This window comes from Streptomyces sp. BBFR51 (genome assembly GCF_044591655.1).
Classification (GTDB): Bacteria; Actinomycetota; Actinomycetes; order Streptomycetales; family Streptomycetaceae; genus Streptomyces.
This window is the reverse complement of sequence record NZ_CP172448.1, coordinates 6,063,809-6,090,144: the sequence shown is the minus strand read 5'-3', so window position 1 is coordinate 6,090,144 and position 26,336 is coordinate 6,063,809. Positions and strand designations below refer to the sequence as shown.

Genomic DNA, 26,336 nt, shown 5'->3' with positions numbered 1-26,336 from the left:
CGGTTGTGCCGCGCGAGCCGGACGGCTCCCGCGCCTGACGCCCGCGATGCGCCGTGCCACAAGGGACCGAGGGGCGCTGACACCAGCCTTGAGGGGGCTCGTGCCGGGGCGTGCGAAGTCGACCCGGTGACCCGGATCGCCACCAGAAGTGTACGGGACCCGCGGGGTACCGGGTGACGCGGCTGTCCACAACCGGGGCGCGGTCCACAGGGCCGGACGGCGATCGGCCCTGATGCGGGACGGTGCTCGCATGCGAACGAGGCGATGTGCGAGTGCGTGTGCGTGGGTGGTACTGCTGCTGACCGTCCTGGCCCCGGGGCCGCCGCGTCCTGCGCCGGCGGCGACCGCGACCGCGATGCGAGGGGTGCCGGCGGCGTCGGCGGCGCGGGCGGCGGACGCCGGACCAAGGGCCCCGGACCCGGCGGTGCCGGCCGTGGCCGGGCTCTGGCCGGTCGGCGGCCGGCCCGCCGTCCTGCGGCGCTGGGAGCCCCCGGCGACCCCCTACGGCCCGGGCCACCGCGGCGTGGACCTCGCCGCGGCGGGCGGGGCCCCGGTGCGGGCGGTGGCGGCGGGGCGGGTGTCGTTCGCGGGGCGAGTGGCGGGCAGGGGCGTCGTCTCACTGGAACTGACGGGAACGGGTGACCCACCTCTGCGGACGACGTACGAGCCGGTCGAGGTGTCGGTGAAGAAGGGCGACGAGGTGGCGGCGGGCGAGGTGCTCGGCACGGTGGCACCGACGGGCTCCCACTGCACGGCCTGCCTGCACTGGGGCCTGCTGCGCGGCGAGGTCTATCTGAACCCGCTCTCCCTGCTCCCGCCGTGGCTGCTGAACGCGGGTCCGTCGAGACTGCTGCCGGTGCTGGGAGTGCCGCTGCCCGACGGTGCGGCGATCAGCCCCGTACGCCCCGCAACGCCATGGAGACCGCCGCCCGGGTGATCGCCGTCGGATCCTCCGCCGCCCCCAGCTCGATCCGCCGCACCGCCGCGTCCACGACGCCCTGGAGCAGCATCGCCGCCAGCCGCGGCTCTGCGTGCCCCATCTCCCCCAGCGCCTCAACGATCATCGCGATCAGCCCGCCGTGCGCGGCGCGGATCTTCTCCCGGGCGCCGGCGTCCAGCTCACTCGCGGAGATGGCCACCACGGCCCGGTGCCGCCGGTCGCCGACCAGGTCGAGCTGACCCCGCACATACGCCTCGACCTTGGCCTCGGGGGCGGCCTCGCGCTCCATCGCCGCCTCGACCTCCGCGGCCCAGACCGGGAAGTCGACGGCGCACAGCTCCTCGACCACCGCCGCTCGCGAGCGGAAGTACTCGTAGACGGACGACCGGGCGAGCCCCGTCCGTTCGGCGAGGGCGGGGAAGGTCAGCGCCTCCGTTCCGCCGTCGGACAGCAGGGAGCGTGCCGCGTCCAGCAGGGCGGCACGCTGCATCGACCGGTGCTCGGCCACAGAGGCCGCTCGAATCCTTGGCACGTCACCACTTTACGGACGCGCCGCCCCGTACGGGAGTCACTCACCCGACAGCACGACGGCCGACAGGGGCACCAGCGGGGTCTCCAGCGGGACCCATCGCGTGCCTTGGGCCCAGGTCAGCGGCCGAAACTGGCCAGCTTGGCGCGCAGTTGCAGCACCGACTTGGTGTGAATCTGACTGACCCTGCTCTCGGTCACACCGAGCACGTTCCCGATCTCTGCGAGGGTGAGGCCCTCGTAGTAGTACAGCGTGACGACGGTCTTCTCCCGCTCCGGCAGCGTGTTGATCGCCCGCGCCAGGAGCCGCCGCAGCTCCCGGTCCTCGGCGACCTCCACCGGATCGTCGGCGGCGGTGTCCTCCAGTGTGTCCATCAGGCTCAGCCGGTCGCCGCCCTCGCTCCCCGCGTGCAGCAACTCCTCCAGAGCCACCACGTTGGCCAGCGACAACTGGCTGAAGACCGCGTGGAGATCCTCCACCGCGATCCCCATCTCCACGGCCACCTCGCCCTCCGACGGGGTACGCCGCAGCCGTGCCTCCAGCGTCGCGTACGCGCGCTCCACGTTGCGGGCCTTCTGCCGCACCGACCGCGGGATCCAGTCCAGCGCCCGCAGTTCGTCGATCATCGCGCCCCGGATCCGGGTGATCGCGTAGGTCTCGAACTTGATCTCGCGGTCGACGTCGAACTTCTCGATGGCGTCGATCAGCCCGAACACCCCGGAGGAGACGAAGTCGGCCTGCTCCACATTGGGCGGCAGCCCCACACTGACCCGGCCGGCCACGTACTTCACGAGGGGCGAGTAGTGCAGGATCAGCTGTTCCCGCAGCCGCTCGTCGCCGGTCGCCTTGTACGACCGCCACAGCTCGTCGAGCGTCGAGGGGGCGGACGGTCGCACGCTGCCACCGTCGCGGGCGGCTGGGGGGATCGCCGCCCGGTCGGACCCGGAGGTGTGCTGGGGCATTCGTCGCCTAGTGCCGTTCTGCCGTGATGTGGTGTGCCTGAGGCCGCCGGTCTGCTGTCTGGTTGTCGCCTGCTGTCGGCCGTCTGCGTGGGGGGTCATCGTGAGCGTAGCGTGACTGGACCGTCGCGGTGCGCGAAGGAGCGGGTGGGAGCCGTACGCAGATACGTTCCGCTGAACGCTCTACAGGGGGGACGATGATCGCTCTGGGTGATCACTCGAATACCCCAACTGCCGGAATCCCCACGGGCGTCGGGGTTCCCCCGGACGGCCGAACACGGTGCGTCAGCACGGGCTGCGACCACCGCGGACCGAGATCATCGGCTGGCGTGTCAACTTCCAGCCGTCGCCGTGTCGTTCGACGTAACCAAGTGCTCGAAGCTCGTACAGTCTCGCGATCGCGTCGTCCTGAGTGGTCTGGGCCCGGCGTGCCACCTCCGCCGCCGTCGCCGTTCCCCGCGCGGGGAGCCCCGCCAGCACCTGGCGGGTCCGGGATTCCAGGAGATCGGTGGGGAGGATGGGCCCGCGCCGCTCCGGAGGCAGCTCTCCCATGTCGCCGACCAGTTCGACCACCTCGGCGGCGTCGCCGACGAGTACCGCGTCGGCGCGCAGCAACTCGTGCACGCCCGCGGAGAGCGCGCTGGTCGCCGGTCCCGGCACGCCCATCACGTGCCGGCCCAGGCGCCGAGCCGCCCGCGCGGTGACCAGGGAACCGCTGCGGTAGGCGGCCTCAACGACCACGGTGCCCCGGGTGAGCGCGGCGATCACGCGGTTGCGCAGGACGAATCTGCTCGGCGTCGGATGGTCGCCGGGCGGCAGCTCTCCGACGACCAGGCCCTGGTCGGCGATCCTGGTGATCAGGGCGGTGTGCCCGGGAGGGTAGGGGCGGTCGACACCGCAGGCGAGGACCGCCGCGGTGGCACCGCCGGCGCCGAGGGCTCCACGGTGGGCGGCGCCGTCGACCCCGTAGGCGCCGCCGGACACCACGACCCAGCCGCGCTCGGCGAGGCCGGCGGCGAGGGTGGCCGCCATGTGGGCGCCGTACTCGGTGCAGGCGCGGGCGCCGACGACGGCGACCGACCTGAGCGCCCACATGCGCAGGCTGGGCCCGCCTCGCACCCACAGGCCGAGCGGCCGGGCGTCGCCGAGGTCGTCGAGCTGCCCGGGCCACTCGGCGGTCCCGGGTGCCACGAAGCGCGCCCCCGCGGACCGGGCGACGGCCAGGTCCCGTCGGGGGTCGGCCCTGCTCGCCCGAGCGCACAGCCCGGCCCACCGCTTCTCGCTCACCCCGGGCAGGGCGCGCCCGCCCTCGCGCAGCCGCCGCGCCACCTCCACGACGCCGCGCTCCCGCACCCATCGCCCGGCCGTCTCGTCGCCGGGCTCGATGACCCGGGCGAGGAACACCCGCGCGAGCAACTCAGCGTCCACCGGCCCGTCACTCCACACCCCCGTGCCCCCGGCGCCGCCTCCCCCCGGATCGGGGCCCCTCGCCACGGCACCGCCCCCTGCCTCGTCACGCCTCGCCGCGTCGCCCCCGGCCGCAGCGGCGCCGAAGGACACGTCGCCCGCGCCGAACAAGGCGTCGCCGCCCGCCGGCGCGGCGTCCCCGGTCATGTCAGTACTCCGAGGGACATCGGGACGCCTCGCGGCACCCCGGTTCGCAGTTGCAGGGCCAGGGCGACGTCCCGTACGTCGGGGCGGTCGTGGCCGACGAGGTCCGCCACGGTCCAGGCGACGCGCAGGACCCGGTCGAGGCCGCGGGCGGTGAGGACGCCGCGTTCCAGACTGCGCTCCGCCTCCTCCAGCGCACCGGGGGCGGCGCGCCAGCGGCTGCGCAGCTCGCGGCCGGGCACCTCGCTGTTCGACCGCCACGGGGTGTCCGCGAGGCGTGCGGCCGCTCGATCCCTGGCCGCCCGCACCCGGTCGGCGACCGTCACGGTGGCGTCGCCCCGGGGGCCGTCCCCCGCCAGCTGGCTGCGCGTGACCCGGTCCACCTCGACCCGGAGGTCGACCCGGTCTAGCAGCGGGCCGGAGAGCCGGGCCTGGTAGCGGCGGATCGACGAGGGCGGGCACTCGCACAGCTCGTCCGTCCGCGAGAACCGCCCGCACGGGCACGGATTGGCGGCGAGCACCATCAGGAACCGCGCCGGGAAGCGCACCACGCCCGCGCTGCGCGCGATGACGACGTGCCCGGCCTCCAGTGGCTGACGCAGGGCGTCGAGCGCGTGGCTGCCGAATTCCGGTGTTTCATCCAAAAACAACACACCTCGGTGCGCCAGCGACACGGCTCCGGGACGCGCGATGCCGGGGCCGCCCCCGACGAGGGCCTGCATCGTGGCGGAGTGGTGCGGGGCGCAGTAGGGAGCCACGTCGATCAAGGGCTTGCCGGGCGGCAGCAGTCCCGCCACCGAGTGCACGGCGGTGACCTCCAGCGACTCCGCACGGCAGAGCCGGGGCAGGATGGCGGGCAGCCGTTCCGCGAGCATGGTCTTGCCGGCGCCCGGCGGCCCTTCGAGGAACAGGTGATGGCGGCCGGCGGCGGCGACCTCCACCGCCGTGCGTGCCGACTCCTGGCCGACGACGTCGGCGAGGTCGTGGCCGTGGTCGTGCTGTGCCGCTCCCATGCTGTGCATGCCGGTGGCCGCGCCCGTGCCGGGCATGCGCAGCCCGGCGAGGAGCGGGTCGGGGCGACCCTGCTCGTCCTGTTCCTCCTCCGGCACGGGTTCGTCGGCGAGGACGGCGATCAGCTGGCGCAGGCTGCGCACGCCGAGCACCGACACCCCTGGCACCAGGGACGCCTCGGCGGCCGCGCACTCCGGCACGACCACCTGTTCGTAGCCGGCCTCGGACGCGGCCAGGACCGCCGGCAGGATGCCGCGTACCGGTCGCACCCGGCCGTCCAGACCCAGCTCTCCGATCATCACGATGTCGGCGAGCACCCGCGGGTCGATCCGCTCCGCGGCACCCAGGACGGCCGCGGCGACCGCCATGTCGAAGCCGCTGCCGCTCTTGGGCACCGAGGCCGGACTGAGTCCAACCGTCAGCTTCTTCTGGGGCCATTCCGCCCCGGAGTTCACCACGGCCGCCCGCACCCGGTCCCGGCTCTCCGTCAGGCTCTTGTCCGGCAGTCCCACCAGCGTGAACGCCGCCACGCCCGGCTCGAGGTCGGCCTGGACCTCGACCACCACGCCCTCGACGCCGACGAGCGCCACCGAGCACGTCCGCGCGAACCCCATCACGCCACCCCCCGGGCGTGCTCGACCACGGGGGCGCCGCGCTGCGGGAGGAGAACCCCCACCAGGTCGATGCGGACGCCGCCGGGCGGGGCGCCTCCGTGGGTCTGGATCCAGCGCTCGGCGAGCCGCCGCAGCCGCTCCGCCTTGTCCGGGGTCACGGCGGCCATCGGGTGCTCGAAGGAGCCGGCCCTGCGCGTCTTGACCTCGCAGACGACCAGGACGTCTCCGTCCCGGGCGACGATGTCGATCTCGCCGGTCCTGCCGCAGCGCCAGTTGCGCTCCAGGACGGTCATTCCGGCCCCGGTCAGCCTGCGGGCGGCGAGCGTCTCGCCGTACTTGCCCATCGCGCCTCGTGCGTTCATGTCGGCACCACCTCCGGCACCAACGATCACGCAAACGGGCCGATCCCGTCACTCACGGTGAACTACTCACCGGTTGTGGAAAACTCCGTCACCCGCCGGGAAGCTCCAGGTCGCTCTTGTTCAGCTCCTCGATGTTCACGTCCTTGAACGTCAGCACCCGCACCTGCTTGACGAACCGGGCCGGGCGGTACATGTCCCACACCCAGGCATCCGCCATGGAGACCTCAAAGAACACCTCGCCCTGGACCGAGTGCACCTGCATCTCGTAGTCGTTGGTGAGGTAGAAACGCCGCTCGGTCTCGATCACGTATTTGAACAGACCGACGACATCGCGGTACTCCCGGTAGAGCTTGAGCTCCATCTCGGTCTCGTACTTTTCGAGGTCCTCGGCGCTCATGGCATGTTCCCCTTCAGCCGTGCGGTCCCACCATTGTGCGCCAGTCCCGTGCGCCCCTAGACGATTTCGGTGTCCAGAGTCACCGGCCCGGCCGGGGGACCTTCGTCGAGCAGCTTGCGCAGCAGCCCGGCGAGTCTGGTCGGATACACCGTCTCATGGGCCCGGGTCAGTTCCTGACACGTCCACCAGCGCGCTCCGGCGACGCTGCGCCGCTCCAGTTCGGTGAGACCGACGGCCTCGGTGGCGGTCTGGGCGGTGCGGGCGAGGTAGTACCACTCGTCCTGGTCCCAGCGTCGGCCCGCGAAGGGGAAGGAGCACCTGCGCCGCCACAGCACCGGGCCGAGTTCGATGTCGGTGATGCCGGTCTCCTCCAGGAGCTCGCGCCGGGCGGCCTCCTCACGGCTCTCGTCGCCCTCCACGCCGCCGCCGGGGGTGAACCACCAGTCGTCGGCCGGATCGTCCGGTTCGTGCCCGTGCAGCAGCAGGATGCGGTCCTCGGGGTCGAGCAGCACGACCCGGGCGACCCGGCGCAGTCCGCCCTCGTAGGTGTCCTGACCCGCCGGGGTCACCTCAGCGGCCACCGGTGGGCTCCGCTCCGCTTCGGGCCCGCGAGGCCCCGGCCCGCTTGGCGAGGGGGCCGTACGCCGCGCCGCCCAGGATGAGCACGGCCCCGGCGATCACCACCGCGACGACCGTCCGCAGCGGGCCCGGAGAGGAGAGGCCGCCCAGGGGCTCGAAGCCGGTCGGCCGCTCCAGCATGCCGTTCATCGGCCAGGCCACGGCGTCGACGCGGGCGTTCACCGCACCGCGCGACACGGTGCCGCCTGCCGCGTCGGTGAGGTGGGCGGTGGAGTCCACGGAGTTGTCGCGCTCGTCGCCGAGCAGGAACAGGCGGCCGTCCGGAACGGTCACGGTCTGGAAGTCGCTGATCTCGGCCGGTGTGCCGGCGGGCAGGTACGGCTCCTCGATCACCTTGCCGTTGACCTTCAGCTTGCCCTTCTGGCAGCAGGAGACGGTGTCCCCGCCGACGGCGACGACCCGCTTCACCATCGGGGCGTTGGCCCAGGTCGCGTCCTTGAACACGACGACGTCGCCGCGGTGGACGTCGGCGCCGTCGATGCGCTGCGCCAGGACCCGGTCGCCGGCGTCGATCGTCGGCGTCATCGAGCTGGTCGGCACGGTGTAGGGCCGGTAGACCACCGCACCCCAGGCGAACCCGCCGAGGAACAGCACCAGACCCAGCGCCACGGCGAGTCCGGACAGCCGCTGCCCGGTCCGGCTACCCACCGGACCCTTGTTCGCTCCGCCACCGCGCGGGGCCGTACGTGTCGTGCTCTCGCCACCCATGGAGCGGCACCTTACCCGGCGGTACCCGAACGGGGCAGCCCCCTCCCCTGGGCCAGAGGACGGCCGTCAGGCGACCGGCACGCGGTCGGCACGCGACCGGCACGCGGTCGAGGGGGCTGCCCCGTCGACGGGCTTACGATCCGACGCGCCTCAGCGGGTCTCGGCTGGGGCGATGCGGCGACGGCGCCACCAGACGACCGGGGCGACGCCGGCGAGGGCCAGGCCCTGGGGCGCCACCGACAGCGCGGCGGCGGCCGAGGACTGGGCCTGGAGCCCGTCCTGGTCGAAGGTGTCGGGGACCGGCAGGGTGCCCCAGCGGTTCATCGGCCAGGCGACCACGATGGCGCGGCCGACGACCTGGTCCACCGGGACCATGCCGCCGTTCTCGTCCGACTGGTTGTAGCGCGAGTCCCGGGAGTTCTGCCGGTGGTCGCCCATGACCCAGATCTTGCCCTGGGGCACCTTGACCTTGAACTGGCCGCCCTGGTCGTCGTCGGAGCACGGGGTGTTGCCGGGGTACACGTACGGCTCGTTCAGCGCCTTGCCGTTGACCTTGAGCGGGCCTGTCTTGTTGCACTCGACGGTGTCGCCGCCGACGCCGATGACACGCTTGATCAGGTCCTTCTCTTCCGCGGACGGCATCAGGCCGATCCAGCTCAGGACCGTCTGCAGCGCATTGGGGTCGGGTGTCGGCTCGCCCGCCAGCCAGTCGGCCGGGTCGTGGAAGACGACGACCTCGCCGCGCTCGGGCTCCGAGCCGAACCAGGGGGTCAGCTTGTCGACCAGAACCCGGTCACCGATCTGCAGGGTGTTCTCCATCGAGGACGACGGGATCGAGAACGCCTGTACCAGGAACGTCTTGATCAGCAGGGCGAGCACCAGCGCGATGCCGATCAGGATGGGCAGCTCCTTCCAGAAGGAGCGCTGCTTCTTGGCCGCGGAGGGCGCGGTGGGAGGGGTCCCGCCCACTCCCTCGTCCTGGGTCCCGCCGTTGTGTCCGTTCGTCAACCTGCCGTCCTCGGTTCCGGAGTCGTACCCGGAGTCCGGGGCGCCGTCCGTGACCGGGGCGGCCGTCTCCTCGGGGCGTCCGCGGTTCTCCTCGCCGTCGTGTCCGGACCGTGCGCCAACCGCCACATCCCCCACGCCAACTCCTTACTCTCTGCCGCCGCCTGCCCCGGATACGACGCAGGCCCACCACTCCCATAACGAGCGGGAGTTCCGCAGGGGTCGGGAGTTGAATCATCGCGTTCGGATCGTAGGGGGCAACCCTATGCGACAGCCGGGGGGCGGCGGTCGAACCGGAGGCCGAGTCGGACACGGACGCGTACGTTTTCGGCTCGTCCAGGGTGGTCCAGTGACCGAACGGCCACGCGATCACCATGGCCCGCCCCACCACCTCGTCCTGGGACACCGTGCCGAAGTCGGTCTCCTGGTGGAAGCGGGAGTCGGCGGAGTTGGAGCGGTGGTCGCCCATCACCCACAGCCGTCCCTCGGGGACGGTGACGTCGAACGGCGTCCTGGACGGGGTGTCGCCGGGATACAGGTAGTCCTCGGTCAGGGGAACGCCGTTGACGGTGACGCGGCCCTGTTTGTCGCAGCACTTGACGTGGTCTCCGCCCACGCCGACGACCCGCTTGATGAGGTCCTTCTCGTCGTCCGACGGCAGCAGCCCGATGAAGGCGAGGCCTTCCTTGACCTGCTTGACGACGACGGGGTCGTCCTTCTTGTCGGTCTGCTCCCCCTGGAGCCAGCCGCCGGGGTCCCGGAAGACGACGACGTCCCCGCGCTGCGGCTCGGAGCCGAACCAGGGCGTGAGCTTGTCCACCAGGACCCGGTCGCCGATCCGGATCGTCTGCTCCATGGAGCCCGACGGGATCACGAAGGCCTGGACGAGGAAGGTCTTCAGCACCAGCGCTATCAGTACGGCCACGCCGATGAGGAGAGGTATCTCCTTGACGGCGCCGCGCCTGCGACGCCGCTTGACCTTGCGCTGGAGTTTGCGGCGCTCGGCGCGCGAGCGGCCACCGGACGGCGCGGCGGTGCGGCGCGAGCCGGTGGGCAGCAGGTTCTCCGTGGGGCTGCTCGGCGCTCCCCGCGGTTTGCCCCGGCTACCCATCGGCGTCCTCGGGGTGCTCCGCCCCGCTCTCCGCCTCCGGCACGCGCGCGTAGGCGTCGGGGCGGTCGAGGTGGGTGGCGTGGCCGAAGGGCCAGACGATCCAGTCGGCGCGGCCGATCACGTCGTCCAGCGGGACCATCCCACCGCCCGGGGACCCCAGGTGGTCGCGGGAGTCGCTGGAGTCGGCCCGGTGGTCGCCGAGGACGAAGAGGGTGCCGTCGGGGACGACGACGTCGAAGCCGACCGTGGAAGGGCGGTCGCCCGGGTACAGGAACGACGACTCGTCGACCGACTGGCCGTTCACCCGGACCCTCCCCTCCCTGTCGCAGCACACCACGTGGTCCCCACCCACACCGACAACGCGTTTGATGTAGTCGCCGTGCCCGAAGAGCCCGGTGCCGTCGAAGACGACGATGTCGCCCCGCTGCGGCCGGCCGTCAAAACGGTACGCCAACTTATTTACGAGAACCCGGTCGCCGATCCTCAATCCGCGCTCCATTGATCCACTGGGGATCTGGAACGGCTTCAGCACGAAGGTGCTGAACAGCAGCAGGAACAGCAGGAGAACCAGCAGGGTCACGGTGATCCGGCCGCCCGGCAGCCAGTCGCTGATCCGCCCCGAGAACGCGGAACGCGACCGTTCCTCCGGGCCCTCCGGATCCGAGGGCTGCTCGGAGTCGGAAGGGCGGGAGGAGCGGTCGCGCTCCGTGTGCTGTGCTTCGGTGTCCATCGGGGCCAGATGTTATCCGGCCCCGGCACGGACCTCGGAGGGCGCTCAGCTCTCGCGCTTCTCCTTGATCTTCGCGGCCTTGCCGCGCAGCTCGCGCAGGTAGTACAGCTTCGCGCGGCGGACGTCACCGCGGGTGACGAGCTCGATCTTCTCCACGATCGGGGTGTGCACCGGGAAGGTGCGCTCGACGCCGACGGAGAAGGAGACCTTGCGGACCGTGAAGGTCTCGCGCACGCCGGCGCCCTGGCGGCGGATGACGACGCCCTTGAACTGCTGCACACGGGAGCGGTTGCCCTCGATGACGCGCACGTGGACGTTGACGGTGTCGCCGGGACGGAAGGCCGGAACGTCGCTGCGCAGCGACGCGGAGTCGACGGAGTCGAGCAGGTTGGACATTTCGTCTGCTTTCCTCGCTGATGCCACAGGTCATCAACGGAAACTAGGTGTTTCGGAGTCAGGGTCGTGCGGGTCGGGACGGGCGTCGTGTCCCCCTGTGGCAGGGGCGCGCTCCGGACGGACGCACAACAGCGGCCTATTCTTCCATGCCCGGGGTCCTGCGCCAAAATCGACCGTAGGGCTCCCCGTCCGGATCGGGTTGCCAGCCCAGGATGGAGAGCATCTCGCGGTCCTTCTTGTCGAAGGCCGCGGGGTCGCACCGTTCGATCAGGTCGGGCCGGTTGGCCGTGGTGCGCCGCAGGGCCTCGTCGCGGCGCCAGCGGGCGATCTTCCCGTGGTGGCCGCTGAGCAGCACGTCCGGGATGCCGCGCCCGCGCCACTGCGGCGGCTTGGTGTGGACGGGGCCCTCCAGCAGGTTGGCCATGGCGCCGGGGGCGAAGGAGTCGTCCCGGTGGGACTCGGCGTTGCCGAGGACACCGGGCAGCAGCCGGGCCACGGCCTCGGTGACGACCAGTACGGCGGCCTCACCGCCGGCGAGGACGTAGTCGCCGATGGACACCTCGTACACGGGCATCCTGGTCGCGTACTCGTCGACGACGCGGCGGTCGATGCCCTCGTAGCGGGCGGGCGTGAAGACCAGCCAGGGCCGCTCGGAGAGGTGGACGGCGAGTTCCTGGGTGAAGGGCCGGCCGCTGGGCGTGGGCACGATGAGGGCGGGCTCGCCGGCGCCGGTCTCGTAGCCGTCGGCCAGGACGGCGTCCAGGGCGTCGCCCCACGGCTCGGTCTTCATCACCATGCCGGGGCCCCCGCCGTAGGGGGTGTCGTCGACCGTGTTGTGGCGGTCGTACGTCCACTCGCGCAGGTCGTGCACGTGGACGTGGAGCTGCCCACGCGCGCGTGCCTTGCCGACGAGGGAGACGTTCAGCGGTTCGAGGTACTCGGGGAAGATCGTGACGACGTCGAGCCGCATCAGGCGTCTTCTCCCGGACCGTCGGCGTCCTCGCGCGCGGAGGCGACCTCCGCCCGGTCGTCGATCAGGCCGGGCGGCGGGTCGATGACCGCGCGCTGCGCGTCGAGGTCGATCCCGGTGACGATCTCGGAGACGAACGGCACGTAGACCTCGCTGCCGTCGGGTCGCTCCACCACGAACAGGTCCTGCGTGGGCAGGTGGGAGATCTCGGTGATCCGGCCGACCTCTTCGCCGTCCCCGGTCACCACGTCGAGGTCGATCAGCTGGTGGTCGTAGTACTCGTCCTCGGCCTCGGGCCGCTCGTCCGGGTCCACGTCGGCGATCAGGAGGGTGTTGCGCAGCGCCTCGGCTCCGGTGCGGTCGTGGACGCCGGCGAAGCGCAGCAGGAGGCGGCCGCTGTGCACCCGGCCGGTCTCGATGGTGAGCGGCCCGGTGGAGGCGGGATCGGTGGCCAGCACGGCACCGGGCCCGAGCCTCAGCTCCGGCTCGTCCGTGCGGACCTCGACGGTCACCTCGCCCTTGATTCCGTGGGCGCGGCCGATGCGCGCGACTACCAGCTGCACTGTGCTTGATCTCCTGTCGGAACTGCGACGAGCCGGTCTCGGCTCATACGACGCCTGCCACGGCCCGTACGACGCCGGTCACGGCCCCTACGACTACGGGCCGGGGACGGCCCAGTGGCCTTCCCCGGCCCGAGCCGGTGCTGCGTTCTGGCGTCAGCGGACGTGGTCCACGTCGACCAGGTCGACGCGGACACCGCGACCGCCGATGGCGCCCACGACGGTGCGCAGAGCGCGTGCGGTGCGGCCGTTGCGGCCGATCACCTTGCCGAGGTCGTCGGGGTGGACCCTGACCTCGAGCACCCGCCCGCGGCGCAGGTTGCGCGAGGCGACCTGCACGTCGTCAGGGTTGTCGACGATGCCCTTCACGAGGTGCTCGAGAGCCTCCTCGAGCATGCTCAGGCCTCGGTCGACTCGGACTCGGCGGCAGCCTCGTCCTTCTTGTCGGCCTTCTTCTTCTGGGTGATCGCCTCACCCTTGCCCTCGTCCTCGCCACCGATCGCCTCGAAGGTCGGGCGGGCCGCCTTCTCGGCCGGCTGGAGCAGCGGAGCCGGGGCGGGCTCGCCCCTGAACTTCTGCCAGTCGCCGGTCTTCTTCAGGATGGCGAGCACGGGCTCGGTCGGCTGCGCGCCGACACCGAGCCAGTACGCGACACGGTCGGCGTCGACCTCCATCACCGACGGGTTGTACGTCGGGTGGTACTTGCCGATCTCCTCGATGGCCCGGCCGTCACGGCGGGTACGGGAGTCGGCGACGACGATGCGGTAGTGAGGCGAACGGATCTTGCCCAGACGCTTCAGCTTGATCTTGACTGCCACGGGAGTGGGTTCTCCTGGATTTGACGTGGTTGGGCACGGCGAGAGAGCCGCGTGGGGTTGCGGTACCCGAGTGCCCGATGGACGCGTCAGCCGGAGGAGAGAGGGGTCCTGTGCGACTGTCGAGTACAGCTAGCCATTGTGCCACACGTGGGCAGGCCCGTCGGACCGAGGGCACCGGGTCCGCCCGCGGGGCGGACCACTCGGCCTCGGACGACGGGACCCGGCCCGGATCCGGCTGCCACGAGCAGCCGGATCGTCAGCTCACACCCGCGCCGACCACCTCCGGGATCCGGAACGGCTTGCCGCAGCCGCCGCACATGATCGGGGCCTGGGCCAGCACCGACGGGACGACCCGCACGTTGCGCCCGCAGTCGCAGACCGCCTTCACGCGCACCCCTCCCCCGGAGGAGCCGTGGCGGGCGGCCGGACCGCGGAAGCTGCGGGCCGAGTCGGTCGCGGTGGCGACGGTGTGGGCCTTCAGCGCGCGCTGGAGGCGATCGATCGTCGGGCGGTAGCGGCGCTTCGCCTCGGGGGTGAGCGTGACCAGCGAGAAGCCGCTGCTGGGATGCGGCTCCTCGGGGTGGTCGAGGCCCAACTCCTCGGCGATCGCGAGGAATCGACGGTTGTGGTAGCGCCCCGCGCGGGAGGTGTCGCGTACTCCGCGCGCGGCGGCGATGCCGTGGACTGCCTCATGAAGCAGTCGCTCGAAAGAGAGCTCGTGCCCGCAGGCGGACGACGACTCTCCGATCAGGGACTCGGGCGCGGCAAGATCGGGCAGCTCGGTGTGGTGCCGCTGAATGTCGGCCCACGCCTGCGCCAGCTCTGCGGCGAGAACAGGTGGTGTCGTGCTCACGTAATGACAACGAGCCGGAGTGCCGCTGTGTTCCTATTCCGGGGCATCCCAAATAATTTGCACGTACCAGTCAGTTGCCGCTGATGCGTCCCGACGAGGGCGGGTGCGCTGATCTGCGGAGAAGCCTCACAGCTCGTACCAAGCTGGTGCGTAGTCCGACGTACGCGCCGGCGCGTAGCCGCCGTCCACGCGCCGGGAAGCGTGCGACCCGCGCGTGCGCAAGGGGCGTTTCGGTCGCTGTCGCGCCGGAGGGACGTCGTCCGAGTGGGCGCTTCGACGGACGCGACGTTACCGGGTGTGCCACCGGCGTGCGGCACCGCCCCGCCCCCCGCCGCATCCGGGCACCGTACGACGGGCGCCGGGTCCGGTGACCTTGGCCAAAACCGCCTCGCCGGCGCCGCGGCCACCCACGGTCATCGCGCGACGACACGTTCCGGCCATCCGGCCCGGGGGTCGGGCAGGGGCTACCCGGAGTACCGCGCGGCCAGGCCCACGTTGCCGGGAAGTGAAATCTCGCCACGGTGACGGGGATCGGGCAAGCCGGGCCCCGCTACCACTGGACGCCACGGCGAGCCCGGAGTTTCCTGGCATACGGGGGGAGTGCGAGCGCACTGCACGGGGGCCATGGAATCGGGCACGGCGGCAACACTCGGCGATTGGGGCGCTTTCCTATGACACCTACGCTCGTGCGGCAGCACTCATCTCACGCGAGGGCGACCCCTCACGTGGACCTGCGTGCACGCGCGCGTGACTGGTCCGAGATACAGGAGCGGATGCTCGTACCGCTCTACGAGGCCGTCCACGAGCGACTGGACGTGGGCGGCGGCACCCGGGTGCTGGGGCTGGGCTGCGGTTCCGGGCTCGCGCTGCTGATGGCGGCCTCGCGCGGTGCCGCGGTGACCGGAGTCGACTCCCGCTCTCCGCAGCTCCTGGCCCTGGCACGGCAGCGACTGCTGCCCGGGACCTTCGAGTCACCGGAACCACCCGAGGCGTGGGGCACGCGCGCGCGTGGGGACGCGGCACGGATCGTCGAGGGCTCGCCCGAGGACGCGGCGGACCCGTCGACGCCGGCGTTCACCCTGGTGACCGCCTTCGAGCCCATCGGGTGCCTCGCGGGCGACTCGGAGGGGCTCGGGGAACTGCTTGCCCGGGCGACGCCGCTCGCCGCGCGGGGGGCGGCCGTGGTGCTGGCCGGCTGGGGCCCGCCGGAGCGGTGCGCCACGACCTCGGTGCTGCGGGTGGCCTCCAAACTCGCCGACCCGTTGCGCGGCGCGGGCAGCTGGCGCCCCGCCCTGCGCGACGACCTGGAGGAGGTCGCCCAGCGGACCGGGCTCAGGCCGGACGGCTCGGGACGGGTGGCGTGCCCGTTCGGATACGCGGACGTGGGCAGCGCGGTGCGCGGACTGCTGTCGACGGGGCTGTTCGACGCGGCGGTCGCGGCGACCGACCAGGAGCAGGTCGACAAGGAGCTGACCGAGGCGCTGCATCCGCACCGGCGGCCGGACGGGACCGTGTGGATGCCGAACGTCTTCCGCTACTTGATCGCCCGAGTTCCGTAAGGATCGATTCCGACCGAACACGCACGACGTCTGACCGGCTTCTTCCGATGCGGGTGTGAATGGTGTGAAGAAGCCGGTCCGGGGTTCCTGTGGTTTCCCCAGGTGGATCATGCACCTCTACTCTGATCCACCGTTCGGGGGAACAGACACATCTGCATACAGGAGCCTGTAGTGCCGCACCGCACGACCGCACTGCGCCTCGCCGCGCCCGTCGCCGTCCTCGCCCTGGCCCTCACCGCGTGCGGGGGCTCGGACGACGACTCCGACGCCGACGCGAAGAGCCAGGCGACCACCGAGGCGTCGCCCTCGCCCTCCCAGGCCGCCCCGGGCGGCGACCTGGCGACGGGCGAGAGCGCGACGGGGAAGGTCGCGGAGGATCCCGGCCAGGTCACCTACGACGTCGTGGCGCAGAAGGTCGACGTGGGCACCGAGGCGGAGGCCGCGAAGTCGGTGGCGGACGCCGCGGACGCCAAGGGCAAGGTGCTGGCGACCGCGTACATCAAGTACACGCACAAGGGCGGACCGGCCCTCACCGAGGGCTCCGACGTGCACGACGGCACCACGGTCTTCGCCGACGGACAGCGCGGGGGCGTCCTCATCGGCGCCTCCGAGGACGCCCCGGGCTGCGAGGACCCCTACGACGTCGAGAGCTGGAAGCAGGGCGAGAGCCACGTCTTCTGCGAGACGTACGTGATTCCGGCCGGCGCGACGAGCGTCGAGGTGCACTGGTCGCAGGAGGACGGCGAGCCCTACGTCTGGAAGTTCCCGCAGAAGTAGGAACGGCTCCCGGGCGGGGCGGGCGGCTCACGCCTCCGGATCGTCCTTCGTCAGCCGGGTGACCCCGGCGATGCGGTACGCCTCCGCCTCGTCCAGCGTCTCGCTCACCAGCAGTGACTCGGCGAGCGCGTCCAGCTGCCCCCGGTGGTCGCGCAGCTTGCGGACGGCCTCCTCGTAGCAGGAGTCCACGACCCGCCGCATCTCGCCGTCGATGGCGTCGAGGGTCTGGGGCGCGGCGGCCAGACCGTACGCCTGCTGGGCGTCGCCCGGGAGGGCGGACAGCCGCCCGACCCGCTCGCTCATGCCCCACCGCGCGACCATGCCGCGGGCGATGTTGGTGACCTGTTCGAGGTCGCTCTCCGAACCGGTCGTGATCATCCCGTACACGACGTGCTCGGCCGCCATGCCGCCGAGCGCGCCGATGATCCGCCCGCGCAGGTACTCCTCCGTGTACGCGTACTTGTCCGCGTCCGGCGTCGACAGCGTCACCCCGAGCGCCCGGCCGCGCGGCACGATGGTGATCTTGCGGACGGGGTCGGCGCCGGGTTGCAGCATGCCGAGCAGGGCGTGTCCGCTCTCGTGATAGGCGGTGCGCCTGCGCTCCTCCTCGGGCATCACCAGCGGGCGTTCGGCCCCCAGCTGGACCTTCTCAAGGGCCTCGGAGAGGTTCGCCCGCGTCACCCGGTCCTGCTTCCGCCTGACCGCGAGCAGCGCCGCCTCGTTGGCGAGGTTGGCCAGTTCGGCGCCGGTCATGCCCGGGGTCGTACGGGCGACCTGGGCGAGGTCGACGTCCGGGGCGAGCGGGATCTCGCGGGTGTGGATCTCCAGGATCGCCTTCCGGCCACTTCTGTCCGGCGGCGAGACGCTGACCACCCGGTCGAAACGGCCGGGGCGGGTCAGGGCGGGGTCCAGGATGTCGGCGCGGTTGGTGGCGGCGACGACGACCACGCCCTCGGCGCCGGAGAAGCCGTCCATCTCGGTGAGGATCTGGTTCAGGGTCTGCTCGCGCTCGTCGTGGCCGCCCATGCCGGAGCCGCCGCCGCGGGCCCGGCCGATGGTGTCGATCTCGTCGATGAAGATGATCGACGGCGCCACCTTGCGGGCCTCGGCGAACAGCTCCCGCACCCGGGAGGCGCCGACGCCCACGATCATCTCGATGAACTCGGAGGCGGAGGCCGAGAAGAACGGCACGCCCGCCTCGCCGGCGACCGCGCGCGCGAGGAGGGTCTTTCCGGTGCCGGGCGGGCCGGTCAGCAGGACGCCCCGGGGCATCTTGGCGCCCATGCGGCGATAGGCGTCCGGGTTCTTCAGGAAGTCGACGACGTCGCTCAGTTCGCCCTCCACCTCGTCGATCCCGGCCACGTCGGCGAAGGTGGTGCGCGGCTCGCCGGCCTCCAGCTCGACCGGCTTGGGCGGCGCCTTGCGGCCGAGCATGCCGCCCGCCCCGCCGCCCAGGGCGCCCCTCATGCGCCGCGCGATGAAGATCCACAGCACCACCAGGATCAGCATCGGCGCCAGCGCGATCAGCAGGTTGGACAGGAAGCTGCGGTGCTGGACGACGGGCTCGGCGGTGACGGTGACGTTGTTCTTCGTCAGGTCGTTCCAGAGCTAGTCGTCCGCGAAGGTCGGCCGCTCGGTCGTGAACTTGGTGTACGTCCCGTCGCCCTCGGGGTTGTCCCGGGCCTTCTTCAGCTGGCCCTGGATCGCGTCGCCCTTGGCGTAGATCTTGCTGACGTTGCCCTCGTCGACCTGCTTGCTGAACTCCGTGTAGGAGATGGTCGGCTCGTCGCCCTCGTTGAAGAAGGAGAGCACGAGGTTGGCGATGACGTAGACGATCAGCGCGGCCAGGACCAGGCTCCACCAGCCGCCGCGCATCCGCCTGCCGCCCGGCGGCGGCTTGGGGGGCTCGTCGGGCGTGCCCTCGGTGCGCCAGGGCCGCTCGGGTTCCGTGCGCGGCGGGGACGGATCGGTCATATCCGGACGCTACGACAGGAAAGCCGCGCGGGCATGTGCGTGTACGACGCCGGGGCGCCCCCTTCGACAAGGGGGCGCCCCGGCGTCGTGCGCGCGTACCGAACGGACTGTCAGCCCATGAACTTCTTGAACTCGTCGGGCAGCTCGAAGTCCTGGCCGCCCTGCTGGGGCAGGCCGAGGGCGCCGCCGTTCTGCGCGGCGGCCGCGCGGCGGGCGGCCTCCTCCTGCTCCTGCTGCTTGCGCTTCATCGGGTTCCCGGAGCGCTGCTTGCCCTTGGCCTTCTTCTGCTGCTTCTTCTGCCGGCCGGGGCCGCCACCCATGCCGGGCACTCCCGGCATACCGGGCATGCCGCCGCCCTGGGCCATGCGGGACATCATCTTGCGGGCCTCGAAGAACCGCTCCACGAGGGACTTGACCGCACTGACCTCGACGCCGGAGCCCTTGGCGATACGGGCGCGGCGCGAGCCGTTGATGAGCGTCGGCTCCTGGCGCTCGGCCGGGGTCATCGACTTGATGATGGCGGCCGTGCGGTCGACGTCGCGCTCGTCGAGGTTGTTGATCTGGTCCTTCATCTGGCCCATGCCGGGCAGCATGCCGAGCAGCTTGCTGATCGAGCCCATCTTCCGGACCTGCTCCATCTGGGCCAGGAAGTCGTCCAGGGTGAAGTCCTGGCCCTTCTTGGACGCCAGCTTCGAGGCCATCGCCTCGGCTTCTTCCTGGCTGAACGTCTTCTCCGCCTGCTCGATCAGGGTGAGCAGGTCACCCATGTCGAGGATGCGGGAGGCCATCCGGTCCGGGTGGAAGGCGTCGAAGTCCTCGAGCTTCTCGCCGTTCGACGCGAACATGATCGGCTTGCCGGTCACCGAGGCGATCGACAGGGCCGCACCACCGCGGGCGTCGCCGTCCAGCTTGGACAGCACCACGCCGTCGAAGCCGACGCCGTCGCGGAAGGCCTCGGCGGTGTTGACCGCGTCCTGGCCGATCATGGCGTCGACGACGAAGAGGATCTCGTCGGGGCTGACGGCGTCCCTGATGTCCGCCGCCTGCCGCATCAGCTCCTGGTCGATGCCCAGGCGGCCGGCGGTGTCGACGATGACCAGGTCGTGGACCTTGGCCTTGGCGAACTCGATGGAGTCCTTGGCGACCTTCACCGGGTCGCCCACGCCGTTGCCCGGCTCGGGCGCGTAGACCGCGACGCCGGCGCGCTCGGCGACGACGCTCAGCTGGTTGACGGCGTTGGGGCGCTGGAGGTCACAGGCCACGAGCAGCGGCGAGTGGCCCTGCTCCTTGAGCCAGCGGCCCAGCTTGCCCGCGAGGGTGGTCTTACCCGCACCCTGCAGACCGGCCAGCATGATCACGGTCGGCGGCTGCTTGGCGAAGCGCAGGCGGCGGGTCTCACCGCCGAGGATGCCGACCAGTTCCTCGTTGACGATCTTGAGGACCTGCTGGGCCGGATTGAGCGCCTTGGAGACCTCGGCGCCCAGGGAGCGCTCCTTGACCTTCTTGATGAAGGAGCGCACGACGGGCAGGGCCACGTCGGCCTCGAGGAGCGCGATGCGGATCTCGCGGGCCGTGGCGTCGATGTCCGCCTCGGTCAGCCTTCCTTTGCCCCGGAGGGATTTAAAGGTGGCTGACAGGCGGTCGGAGAGAGTATCGAACACGGCGGCGTAGGTCCTCGCGTCGGCGTTGGTGTGGGTCGCCCTCCAGGGTATCCGGCCCGGCAAGCAAAGTGTCCCTGCCCGCCGCAGAGAGCGGACAGGGACTGTTGTCCCCGCGTCGGCGGGAAGCACATCCGGTAAACACATGACACGACCACGAGGTCACGCCCGCAGCGACTCCTCCAGCCCCCGGGCCACCGACGCCGCCTCGTCCCCGGGCAGCGGCGTACCCTCGCCCCGCGTCACATAGAAGGCGTCCACCGCGTTCGCCCCCAGCGTCGACACGTGCGCGCTGCGCATCCGCACGCCCGCCGCCTCCAGCGCCCGCCCGAGCCGGAACAGCAGGCCCGGCGCGTCCTGGGCGCGGACCTCGATCACCGTGGCCAGCCGGGAAGCCGCCGGGGCCACGCTCACGCGGGGCGGGGGCGGCTCCACGCCCCGGCGCCGGGGATGGGCGGCGTCCCGTTCGGCCAGTCGGCCGGCGATGTCCAGGCTGCCGTCCAGGGCCCTGACCAGGTCGGCACGGAGCCGGGCGGCCTGGGGCAGGGATCCGTACTGGGCGGCGACCCGCCAGTCGAGGAGCAGGACGGAGCCCTCGACGCCGTGCGGCAGCGGAAGGGAGCGCAGTTCGGCGGTGCGAACGGTCAGCCGGTGCATGGCCAGGACCCCGGCCACCGCCGGGAGCACACCCGCCTGGTCGGGTACGGCGATCAGCAGCTCCACGCCGAGCGGCTCCGGGTCGGCGTCCGGCGCCGGATCGGCCGGCGGCTCGCTCTGGGCCCGCAGCGCCAGCACCGGCCCGCCCGTGCGGAAGGCCTCGACGGCGAGCCGCTCCTGCTCGGCGGTGGGCGCGGCGTCCTCGGGTTCGGGCGCCGGGTCCCCGGACAGCAGACCCGCGACCCGTTTCACCAGGTCGGCGACGAGGGAGCCGCGCCAGGACGACCAGGCGGCCGGCCCGGTGGCCAGCGCGTCCGCCTCGGTCAGGGCGTGCAGCAGCTCCAGGGTGTGCTCGCTGCCGACCGCGTCGGCGACCGCACGCACGGTGGCCGGATCGTCGAGGTCGCGCCGGGTGGCGGTCTCCACGAGCAGGAGGTGGTGGCGTACGAGGGTGGCGAGGACGGCGGCGTCCGCGCGGTCGAAGCCGACGCGGGTGGCGACGTCCCGGGCGATGGTCTCGCCGGCCACGGAGTGGTCGCCGGGCCAGCCCTTGCCGATGTCGTGCAGCAGCGCGGCGACCAGGAGCAGGTCGGGGCGGTGCACGCGGCGGGCGAACCCGGCGGCGCGGACGGCGGTCTCGATCAGGTGCCGGTCGACGGTCCACAGGTGCACGGCGTTGCGCTGCGGGCGGCAGCGGACCCGCTCCCAGTCGGGCAGGAGCCGGGTGACCAGACCCTCGGCCTCCAGCGCCTCCCAGACCTGCACCGTGGGCCGGCCGGAGCCCAGCAGGGTCACCAGCTGCTCACGGGCCTCGGCGGGCCAGGGCGTGGGCAGGGGGCGCGCGGTGGCCGCGAGGCGGCGTACGGCGTGCAGGGAGAGCGGGAGCCCGGCCTGGGCGGCGGCGGCCGCGGCGCGCAGGGGGAGTACGGGATCGCGTTCGGGGCGCGCGGTGCGGGCGAGTACCACCTCGCCGTCCTGCTCCACGACGCCCTCGGCGAGCGGGGAACGCTCGGTGACCGGTTTCCCGCCGTTCATCATGGCGCGCAGCCGCGGCCGCACGGAGCGCGAGCGCAGCACCCTTCCCACCTCGCGCCAGGTGACGTCGCCGGCGTAGGAGATGACGCGGGCCGCCTCGTACACCTGCCGCAGCAGGGCGTCGGCGTCCAGCAGGCCCAGTTCGGCCGCCACCTGGTCCTGTTCCTGGAGCGCCAGCCGGTCGGTGGCCCGGCCCGTCGCCAGGTGGAGGGCGTCGCGCACGTCGAGCAGCCGGCGCCGGGCGTCGGCGAGGCCCTCGCGCGGAGCGTCGGCCAGCCAGGAGGCGGCCACGGCGCGCAGCGCGGTGGCGTCGCGCAGGCCGCCCCGGGCCTCCTTGAGGTCGGGTTCCAGCAGGAACTGCAGCTCGCCCTGGCGTTCGGCGCGCTCGGCGCACAGGTCACGCAGTTCGGGGAGGCGCTTGGGGGCCTGGTTGCGCCAGTCGGCGAGGACGGCGGTGCGCAGTGCGGTGGTCAGGCCGAGGTCTCCGGCGAGGTGGCGGGCGTCCAGGAGACCGAGGTGGACTTTCAGGTCCTCGCCCGCCGTCTTCCGGGCCTGCTGCGGTGTGCGGACGGAGTGGTCGAGGTCGAGGCCGAGGTCCCAGACGGGGTACCAGAGGCGGTCGGCGAGTGCGGCGACGGCCTTGTCGTCGCGGCCGTCGTGCAGCAGGAGCAGGTCCAGGTCGCTGCGCGGGGACAGCTCGCCGCGCCCGTAGCCGCCGACCGCGACGAGCGCCACCCCCGTGAGCCCCGCGGCGCCCGCGGCGAAGAGGCCCGACAGCCAGCCGTCGGTCAGTTCGGACAGCTCCCTGCGGCGCGGCGGCCCGGACCGCTCCCCCTCGGTGAGGAGGCGCAGCCGGGCCGCCGCGTAGCCGCCGGGTCCCGAGTCCTCCGCTTCGTCCGTCACGTCCGTACTCGTCACCCGGCGACTCCTGTTCGTCCGTCCTGGCAGAGCGTCGTGTCAGAGCGCGTCGGGGCCGCGCTCGCCGGTCCGGACGCGTACGGCCGTGTCGACCGGTACCGACCAGACCTTGCCGTCACCGATCTTGCCGGTGCGGGCCGCTTTGACCACGACCTCGATCAGCTGCTCGGCGTCGTCGTCCTCGACCAGGACCTCGATGCGGATCTTGGGTACCAGGTCGACGGTGTACTCGGCACCGCGGTAGACCTCGGTGTGGCCGCGCTGGCGGCCGTAGCCGCTGGCCTCGGTGACGGTCAGGCCGTGGACCCCGAAGGACTGGAGGGCCTCTTTGATCTCGTCGAGCCGGTGTGGCTTGACGACGGCGGTGATGAGCTTCATGCGTCCACCTTCTTGCTCGGGGCCGACGCGGCCGAGGAGGCGGCCGGCGTGGCGGTCGTCCGGGCGGCACCGCCGCCGGCGCCGCTGAAGTCGTATGCGGTCTCGGCGTGCTCGGCCTGGTCGATGCCGGCCACCTCGACGTCCTCCGACACCCGCATGCCGATCGTCTTGTCCAGCAGGAAGGCGAGGACCGCGGAGACGACCAGGGAGTAGGCGAGGACGCCGAAGACTCCGGCGCACTGCTTCCAGAACTGGTCGAGGCCGCCGCCGTAGAAGAGGCCCTCGACGTCGGACTGGCCCTTGCCGCTGGCGAAGAAGCCGATGAGCAGCGAGCCGAGGATGCCTCCGACGAGGTGGACACCGACGACGTCGAGGGAGTCGTCGTAGCCGAACCGGTACTTCAGACCGACGGCCATCGCGCACACCACACCGGCGATGAGGCCCACGGCGATGGCGCCCAGCGGGGAGACCGCGCCGCCGGCCGGGGTGATGGCGACCAGGCCGGAGACGGCACCGGAGGCGGCACCGAGGGTGGTGAAGGCGCCGTGCCGGATCTTCTCGTAGGCGAGCCAGCCGAGGACGGCGGCACCGGTGGCGACCTGCGTGTTGACGAACATCAGCGCGCCCACGCCGTCGTCGTTGCCGAGCCACGAGCCGGCGTTGAAGCCGAACCAGCCGAACCACAGCAGGCCGGCGCCGAGCATGACCAGCGGCAGGCTGTGCGGGCGCATCGGGTCCTTCTTGAAGCCGACGCGCTTGCCGATGACCAGGATCACGCCGAGCGCCGCGGCACCGGCGTTGATGTGCACGGCCGTACCACCGGCGAAGTCGATCACGCCGAGTTCGAAGGCCCAGCCGCCCGAGCCCCACACCCAGTGGGCGACCGGGAAGTAGACGATCGTCACCCACAGGGCGATGAACAGCGCCCAGGCCGTGAACTTCACGCGGTCCGCGAGGGCGCCGCTGATCAGGGCGGGGGTGAGGACCGCGAACATCATCTGGAAGACCAGGAAGACGAAGACGGGGATGGTGTAGCCGTCCCACAGCTCGGTCAGGCCGATGTTGCTGAGGCCGACCCAGTCGGAGTTCCAGCCGACGATGCCGCCGGTGTCGGTGCCGAACGCCATGGAGAAGCCGTACAGCACCCACAGGACGGTGACGATGCCGAGGCTGATGAAGCTCATCATCAGCATGTTCAGGGTGCTCTTGACGCGGACCATGCCTCCGTAGAAGAAGGCCAGCGCCGGGGTCATGAGCATCACCAGGGCGGAGCAGATGAGCATGAAGCCCGTGTTGGCGGCAGAGAGCTGCGTCTCTGCGGCAAGCGTGATGGCTGGAGCCATCGGCGTCTCCTCGTCGTTGGTACGGCCCCGTGCGGGCGAAGCCTGAGCGGGCTGTGAGGGGTGGGCCGGTTATGCGCCATGAGATTGGCGCAGCGCGGTTTCGGTGGACGCCCCTCGTTGTTTCGCCGCCGTGACGAAGGCGCTGTGTGTGTTACGCGTAAGTGAACTGCCGGCTGTGCGGCCGTGCCGTCGTGGTCGAGGCGCGGCGTCCCGCACGGGCACGTGAGCCGGCCGCGGCGGCCTCCGAGTGACCTGGCATGGGGGAGCCGAGTCGGGCAGTTCGGGAGGGCCGGCCGCGGCCGGGGCTGGTGGGGTTCAGACCGCTTCGGCGGTCTCCGGCAACTCGACGGCGAGCCGTTCGGTGAGGTCGACGACCTCGCCGAGGTCGCCGAAATCGCGTACGGCCGTGTCGACGGTTTTGCGGATGCGGGTGTTGACGCGTTCGGAGCGGACCTTCTTGGCGATGCCCATGGCTTCCATGGCCACGACCGTGCTCTCCTCGGGCTCCCGGCGCAGCAGGTGCACGGTGGCCATGCCGATCAGGTTCAGCGCGTAGGAGCGCTGGTGCTCGTCGTCCTTGGCGAACAGCTCCACGGCCCGGCGCATCAGGGGGTCGGCCAGGGAGGCGTAGGCGGGGCTGCGGCCGGCCACGTAGGCGAGGTCGCGGAAGGAGTGGGAGTTCTCCCCGTACAGCTCGGCCTCGGAGAAGAAGCGGATCCAGTCGGGGTCCGGCTCGTCCCAGTCGTCGGCCTCGGCGAAGGTGTCCTCGGCCATGCGCACGGCCCGCTTGCAGCGGCCGGGCTGGCCCATGTTGGCGTAGGCGCGGGCCTCCATCGCATACAGCATCGACTGGGTGCGGGGGCTCGCGCAGTCCCGGCTGCCGTACTGCGCGAGGTGGGTCAGCTCCAGGGCGTCGTCGGGCCGGCCGAGGTGGATCATCTGGCGGCTCATGCTGGAGAGGACGTACGAGCCGAGCGGCCGGTCGCCGGCCTCCTTGGCGGCGTGCAGGGCGAGCACGAAGTACTTCTGCGCGGTGGGCTGGAGTCCGACGTCGTACGACATCCAGCCCGCCAGTTCGGCGAGTTCGGCGGCGACCTTGAACAGCTTGGCGCGGGTGGTCTCGGTCTGGGGTTCCTGGAGCAGGTCGGTCACCTCGTGCAGCTGGCCGACCACCGCCTTGCGGCGCAGGCCGCCGCCGCACTGGGCGTCCCAGCGGCGGAACATCACCGCGGTGGACTCCAGCAGGTCCAGCTCCGGCCTGGACAGGCGGCCACGCGCGCGGGAGGCGGGCGCGGACTCGCGTCCGGACGACGGGGTGGCGGAGGGCGAGGGGACGAGCCAGCGCTGCATGGGCTCGATGAGGGACGGGCCCGCGGAGAGGGCCAGCGAGCTCCCGAGGAAGCCGCGCCGCGCCAGCATCAGGTCGCTGCGCGAGAACTCGCTGAGCAGGGCCACGGTCTGCGGGCCCGTCCAGGGGAGGTCGACGCCGGTGGCGGAGGGCGTGGGGCGGGTGGAACGCAGGCCCAGGTCCTCGACGGAGACGACGACGCCGAAGCGCTCGGAGAACAGCTCGGACAGGATCCGCGGGATCGGCTCGCGCGGGTTCTCGCCGTCGAGCCAGCGGCGCACCCGTGAGGTGTCGGTGGAGATGTGGTTGGCGCCCAACTGGCGGGCCCTGCGGTTGACCTGACGGGCCAGCTCGCCCTTGGACCAGCCGCTGCGGGCGAACCACGAGGTGAGCAGCTCGTTCGGGCGCTTGTCAGCGTGCGACGCGGTGCCCGCGCTCGTACCGCTTCCGCCGTTGCCGCTCACTGGAACGCCCCC

General features: G+C 72.0%; 24 protein-coding genes and 2 pseudogenes. 3 read left to right on the top strand and 23 right to left on the bottom strand.

The genetic code is table 11. From position 1 onward, the window contains the following. Positions 1–250 precede the first annotated feature (250 nt). Positions 251–937 (top strand): murein hydrolase activator EnvC family protein, encoded by a 687-nt coding sequence (locus ACGH7X_RS27960; RefSeq protein WP_399889604.1) that lies wholly within the window; start codon positions 251–253, stop codon positions 935–937. Here the strand turns inward: ACGH7X_RS27960 and ACGH7X_RS27955 are convergent. The 17 genes and pseudogenes from ACGH7X_RS27955 to ACGH7X_RS27875 all read right to left on the bottom strand — a co-directional run bounded on the left by ACGH7X_RS27955 (position 891) and on the right by ACGH7X_RS27875 (position 14,213). Further along, positions 891–1,448: a TetR/AcrR family transcriptional regulator gene (locus tag ACGH7X_RS27955; RefSeq protein WP_399897389.1), complete on the bottom strand. Its 558-nt coding sequence runs from the start codon at positions 1,446–1,448 to the stop codon at positions 891–893. The two genes, ACGH7X_RS27960 and ACGH7X_RS27955, sit on opposite strands and share 47 nt — an antisense overlap. Positions 1,449–1,588: 140 nt before the next feature. Continuing rightward, the gene (whiG, locus tag ACGH7X_RS27950) at positions 1,589–2,431 is read right to left on the bottom strand and encodes an RNA polymerase sigma factor WhiG (protein WP_399889601.1); all 843 of its coding nucleotides are present in this window, start codon (positions 2,429–2,431) and stop codon (positions 1,589–1,591) included. A 282-nt stretch (positions 2,432–2,713) separates the two neighbouring features. Next, positions 2,714–4,042, bottom strand: coding sequence for a DNA-processing protein DprA (gene dprA / locus ACGH7X_RS27945; RefSeq protein ID WP_399889598.1), 1,329 nt, complete (start codon positions 4,040–4,042; stop codon positions 2,714–2,716). Further along, positions 4,039–5,664, bottom strand: a complete 1,626-nt coding sequence (locus ACGH7X_RS27940; RefSeq protein WP_399889595.1) for a YifB family Mg chelatase-like AAA ATPase — start codon at positions 5,662–5,664, stop codon at positions 4,039–4,041. Before ACGH7X_RS27940 ends, dprA begins: the two co-directional genes overlap by 4 nt. Beyond that, a complete protein-coding gene (locus ACGH7X_RS27935) occupies positions 5,664–6,026 on the bottom strand; it encodes a YraN family protein (protein ID WP_399889592.1) in 363 nt (120 codons plus the stop codon). The genes ACGH7X_RS27940 and ACGH7X_RS27935 overlap by 1 nt, the downstream gene beginning before the upstream one ends. An 88-nt stretch (positions 6,027–6,114) precedes the next feature. After that, positions 6,115–6,423 carry a DUF2469 domain-containing protein gene (locus tag ACGH7X_RS27930; protein ID WP_003965949.1) on the bottom strand — a complete coding sequence of 103 codons (309 nt, stop codon included), beginning with the start codon at positions 6,421–6,423 and terminating at the stop codon, positions 6,115–6,117. 56 nt (positions 6,424–6,479) lie between these two features. Beyond that, positions 6,480–7,004 (bottom strand): NUDIX hydrolase, encoded by a 525-nt coding sequence (locus ACGH7X_RS27925; RefSeq protein WP_399889589.1) that lies wholly within the window; start codon positions 7,002–7,004, stop codon positions 6,480–6,482. Further along, positions 6,994–7,770, bottom strand: coding sequence for a signal peptidase I (gene lepB, locus ACGH7X_RS27920; protein WP_399889586.1), 777 nt, complete (start codon positions 7,768–7,770; stop codon positions 6,994–6,996). Before lepB (ACGH7X_RS27920) ends, ACGH7X_RS27925 begins: the two co-directional genes overlap by 11 nt. 150 nt (positions 7,771–7,920) lie before the next feature. After that, positions 7,921–8,913, bottom strand: a complete 993-nt coding sequence (gene lepB, locus ACGH7X_RS27915; protein ID WP_399889583.1) for a signal peptidase I — start codon at positions 8,911–8,913, stop codon at positions 7,921–7,923. Continuing rightward, a pseudogene (gene lepB, locus ACGH7X_RS27910) lies at positions 8,807–9,886 on the bottom strand (signal peptidase I); the annotation flags it as partial. The gene lepB (ACGH7X_RS27915) and the pseudogene lepB (ACGH7X_RS27910), both read right to left, overlap by 107 nt. Then, positions 9,879–10,616 carry a signal peptidase I gene (gene lepB, locus ACGH7X_RS27905; protein ID WP_399889580.1) on the bottom strand — a complete coding sequence of 246 codons (738 nt, stop codon included), beginning with the start codon at positions 10,614–10,616 and terminating at the stop codon, positions 9,879–9,881. The pseudogene lepB (ACGH7X_RS27910) and the gene lepB (ACGH7X_RS27905), both read right to left, overlap by 8 nt. 45 nt (positions 10,617–10,661) lie before the next feature. Then, the gene (gene rplS / locus ACGH7X_RS27900) at positions 10,662–11,012 is read right to left on the bottom strand and encodes a 50S ribosomal protein L19 (RefSeq protein ID WP_399889577.1); all 351 of its coding nucleotides are present in this window, start codon (positions 11,010–11,012) and stop codon (positions 10,662–10,664) included. A 136-nt stretch (positions 11,013–11,148) separates the two neighbouring features. Next, the gene (gene trmD / locus ACGH7X_RS27895; protein ID WP_399889574.1) at positions 11,149–11,982 is read right to left on the bottom strand and encodes a tRNA (guanosine(37)-N1)-methyltransferase TrmD; all 834 of its coding nucleotides are present in this window, start codon (positions 11,980–11,982) and stop codon (positions 11,149–11,151) included. Beyond that, positions 11,982–12,545 (bottom strand): ribosome maturation factor RimM, encoded by a 564-nt coding sequence (gene rimM, locus ACGH7X_RS27890; protein WP_399889571.1) that lies wholly within the window; start codon positions 12,543–12,545, stop codon positions 11,982–11,984. Before rimM ends, trmD begins: the two co-directional genes overlap by 1 nt. Positions 12,546–12,698: 153 nt before the next feature. Beyond that, on the bottom strand, positions 12,699–12,938 hold the full coding sequence (locus tag ACGH7X_RS27885; protein WP_003973401.1) for an RNA-binding protein: 240 nt from the start codon (positions 12,936–12,938) through the stop codon (positions 12,699–12,701). Positions 12,939–12,940: 2 nt separating this feature from the next. Then, complete coding sequence (gene rpsP, locus ACGH7X_RS27880) at positions 12,941–13,360, bottom strand: 30S ribosomal protein S16 (RefSeq protein WP_399889568.1); 420 nt, start codon at positions 13,358–13,360, stop codon at positions 12,941–12,943. 256 nt (positions 13,361–13,616) lie between these two features. Continuing rightward, complete coding sequence (locus tag ACGH7X_RS27875) at positions 13,617–14,213, bottom strand: hypothetical protein (RefSeq protein WP_399889565.1); 597 nt, start codon at positions 14,211–14,213, stop codon at positions 13,617–13,619. Between the two features lie 671 nt (positions 14,214–14,884). On the opposite strand from ACGH7X_RS27875, the gene ACGH7X_RS27870 reads away from it, so the two are divergent. Beyond that, positions 14,885–15,772: an SAM-dependent methyltransferase gene (locus tag ACGH7X_RS27870; protein ID WP_399889562.1), complete on the top strand. Its 888-nt coding sequence runs from the start codon at positions 14,885–14,887 to the stop codon at positions 15,770–15,772. A gap of 171 nt (positions 15,773–15,943) precedes the next feature. Further along, positions 15,944–16,549, top strand: coding sequence for a hypothetical protein (locus ACGH7X_RS27865; protein ID WP_399889559.1), 606 nt, complete (start codon positions 15,944–15,946; stop codon positions 16,547–16,549). Between the two features lie 27 nt (positions 16,550–16,576). Here ACGH7X_RS27865 and ftsH read toward each other — a convergent pair. The 6 genes and pseudogenes from ftsH to ACGH7X_RS27835 form a co-directional block, all read right to left on the bottom strand. After that, positions 16,577–18,523: pseudogene (gene ftsH, locus ACGH7X_RS27860) on the bottom strand (ATP-dependent zinc metalloprotease FtsH). A gap of 110 nt (positions 18,524–18,633) precedes the next feature. Beyond that, on the bottom strand, positions 18,634–20,184 hold the full coding sequence (gene ffh, locus ACGH7X_RS27855) for a signal recognition particle protein (RefSeq protein ID WP_399889556.1): 1,551 nt from the start codon (positions 20,182–20,184) through the stop codon (positions 18,634–18,636). Positions 20,185–20,343: 159 nt separating this feature from the next. Next, complete coding sequence (locus ACGH7X_RS27850) at positions 20,344–22,791, bottom strand: [protein-PII] uridylyltransferase (protein ID WP_399889553.1); 2,448 nt, start codon at positions 22,789–22,791, stop codon at positions 20,344–20,346. Positions 22,792–22,830: 39 nt separating this feature from the next. Next, the gene (locus ACGH7X_RS27845) at positions 22,831–23,169 is read right to left on the bottom strand and encodes a P-II family nitrogen regulator (RefSeq protein ID WP_399889550.1); all 339 of its coding nucleotides are present in this window, start codon (positions 23,167–23,169) and stop codon (positions 22,831–22,833) included. Further along, on the bottom strand, positions 23,166–24,512 hold the full coding sequence (locus ACGH7X_RS27840) for an ammonium transporter (protein WP_399889547.1): 1,347 nt from the start codon (positions 24,510–24,512) through the stop codon (positions 23,166–23,168). The genes ACGH7X_RS27845 and ACGH7X_RS27840 overlap by 4 nt, the downstream gene beginning before the upstream one ends. Positions 24,513–24,827: 315 nt before the next feature. Next, positions 24,828–26,324, bottom strand: a complete 1,497-nt coding sequence (locus tag ACGH7X_RS27835) for a hypothetical protein (protein ID WP_399889544.1) — start codon at positions 26,322–26,324, stop codon at positions 24,828–24,830. Positions 26,325–26,336 lie beyond the last annotated feature (12 nt).

What these genes read in the sequence shown, in the direction of transcription:
- ACGH7X_RS27960 (WP_399889604.1), top strand. Translation starts at nt 251, where the DNA reads ATGCGAACGAGGCGATGTGCGAGTGCGTGTGCGTGGGTGGTACTGCTG.
- whiG (WP_399889601.1), bottom strand. Translation starts at nt 2,431, where the DNA reads ATGCCCCAGCACACCTCCGGGTCCGACCGGGCGGCGATCCCCCCAGCC.
- dprA (WP_399889598.1), bottom strand. Translation starts at nt 4,042, where the DNA reads ATGACCGGGGACGCCGCGCCGGCGGGCGGCGACGCCTTGTTCGGCGCG.
- ACGH7X_RS27940 (WP_399889595.1), bottom strand. Translation starts at nt 5,664, where the DNA reads ATGGGGTTCGCGCGGACGTGCTCGGTGGCGCTCGTCGGCGTCGAGGGC.
- ACGH7X_RS27935 (WP_399889592.1), bottom strand. Translation starts at nt 6,026, where the DNA reads ATGAACGCACGAGGCGCGATGGGCAAGTACGGCGAGACGCTCGCCGCC.
- ACGH7X_RS27930 (WP_003965949.1), bottom strand. Translation starts at nt 6,423, where the DNA reads ATGAGCGCCGAGGACCTCGAAAAGTACGAGACCGAGATGGAGCTCAAG.
- lepB (WP_399889586.1), bottom strand. Translation starts at nt 7,770, where the DNA reads ATGGGTGGCGAGAGCACGACACGTACGGCCCCGCGCGGTGGCGGAGCG.
- lepB (WP_399889580.1), bottom strand. Translation starts at nt 10,616, where the DNA reads ATGGACACCGAAGCACAGCACACGGAGCGCGACCGCTCCTCCCGCCCT.
- rplS (WP_399889577.1), bottom strand. Translation starts at nt 11,012, where the DNA reads ATGTCCAACCTGCTCGACTCCGTCGACTCCGCGTCGCTGCGCAGCGAC.
- trmD (WP_399889574.1), bottom strand. Translation starts at nt 11,982, where the DNA reads ATGCGGCTCGACGTCGTCACGATCTTCCCCGAGTACCTCGAACCGCTG.
- ACGH7X_RS27885 (WP_003973401.1), bottom strand. Translation starts at nt 12,938, where the DNA reads ATGCTCGAGGAGGCTCTCGAGCACCTCGTGAAGGGCATCGTCGACAAC.
- ACGH7X_RS27870 (WP_399889562.1), top strand. Translation starts at nt 14,885, where the DNA reads ATGACACCTACGCTCGTGCGGCAGCACTCATCTCACGCGAGGGCGACC.
- ACGH7X_RS27845 (WP_399889550.1), bottom strand. Translation starts at nt 23,169, where the DNA reads ATGAAGCTCATCACCGCCGTCGTCAAGCCACACCGGCTCGACGAGATC.
- ACGH7X_RS27840 (WP_399889547.1), bottom strand. Translation starts at nt 24,512, where the DNA reads ATGGCTCCAGCCATCACGCTTGCCGCAGAGACGCAGCTCTCTGCCGCC.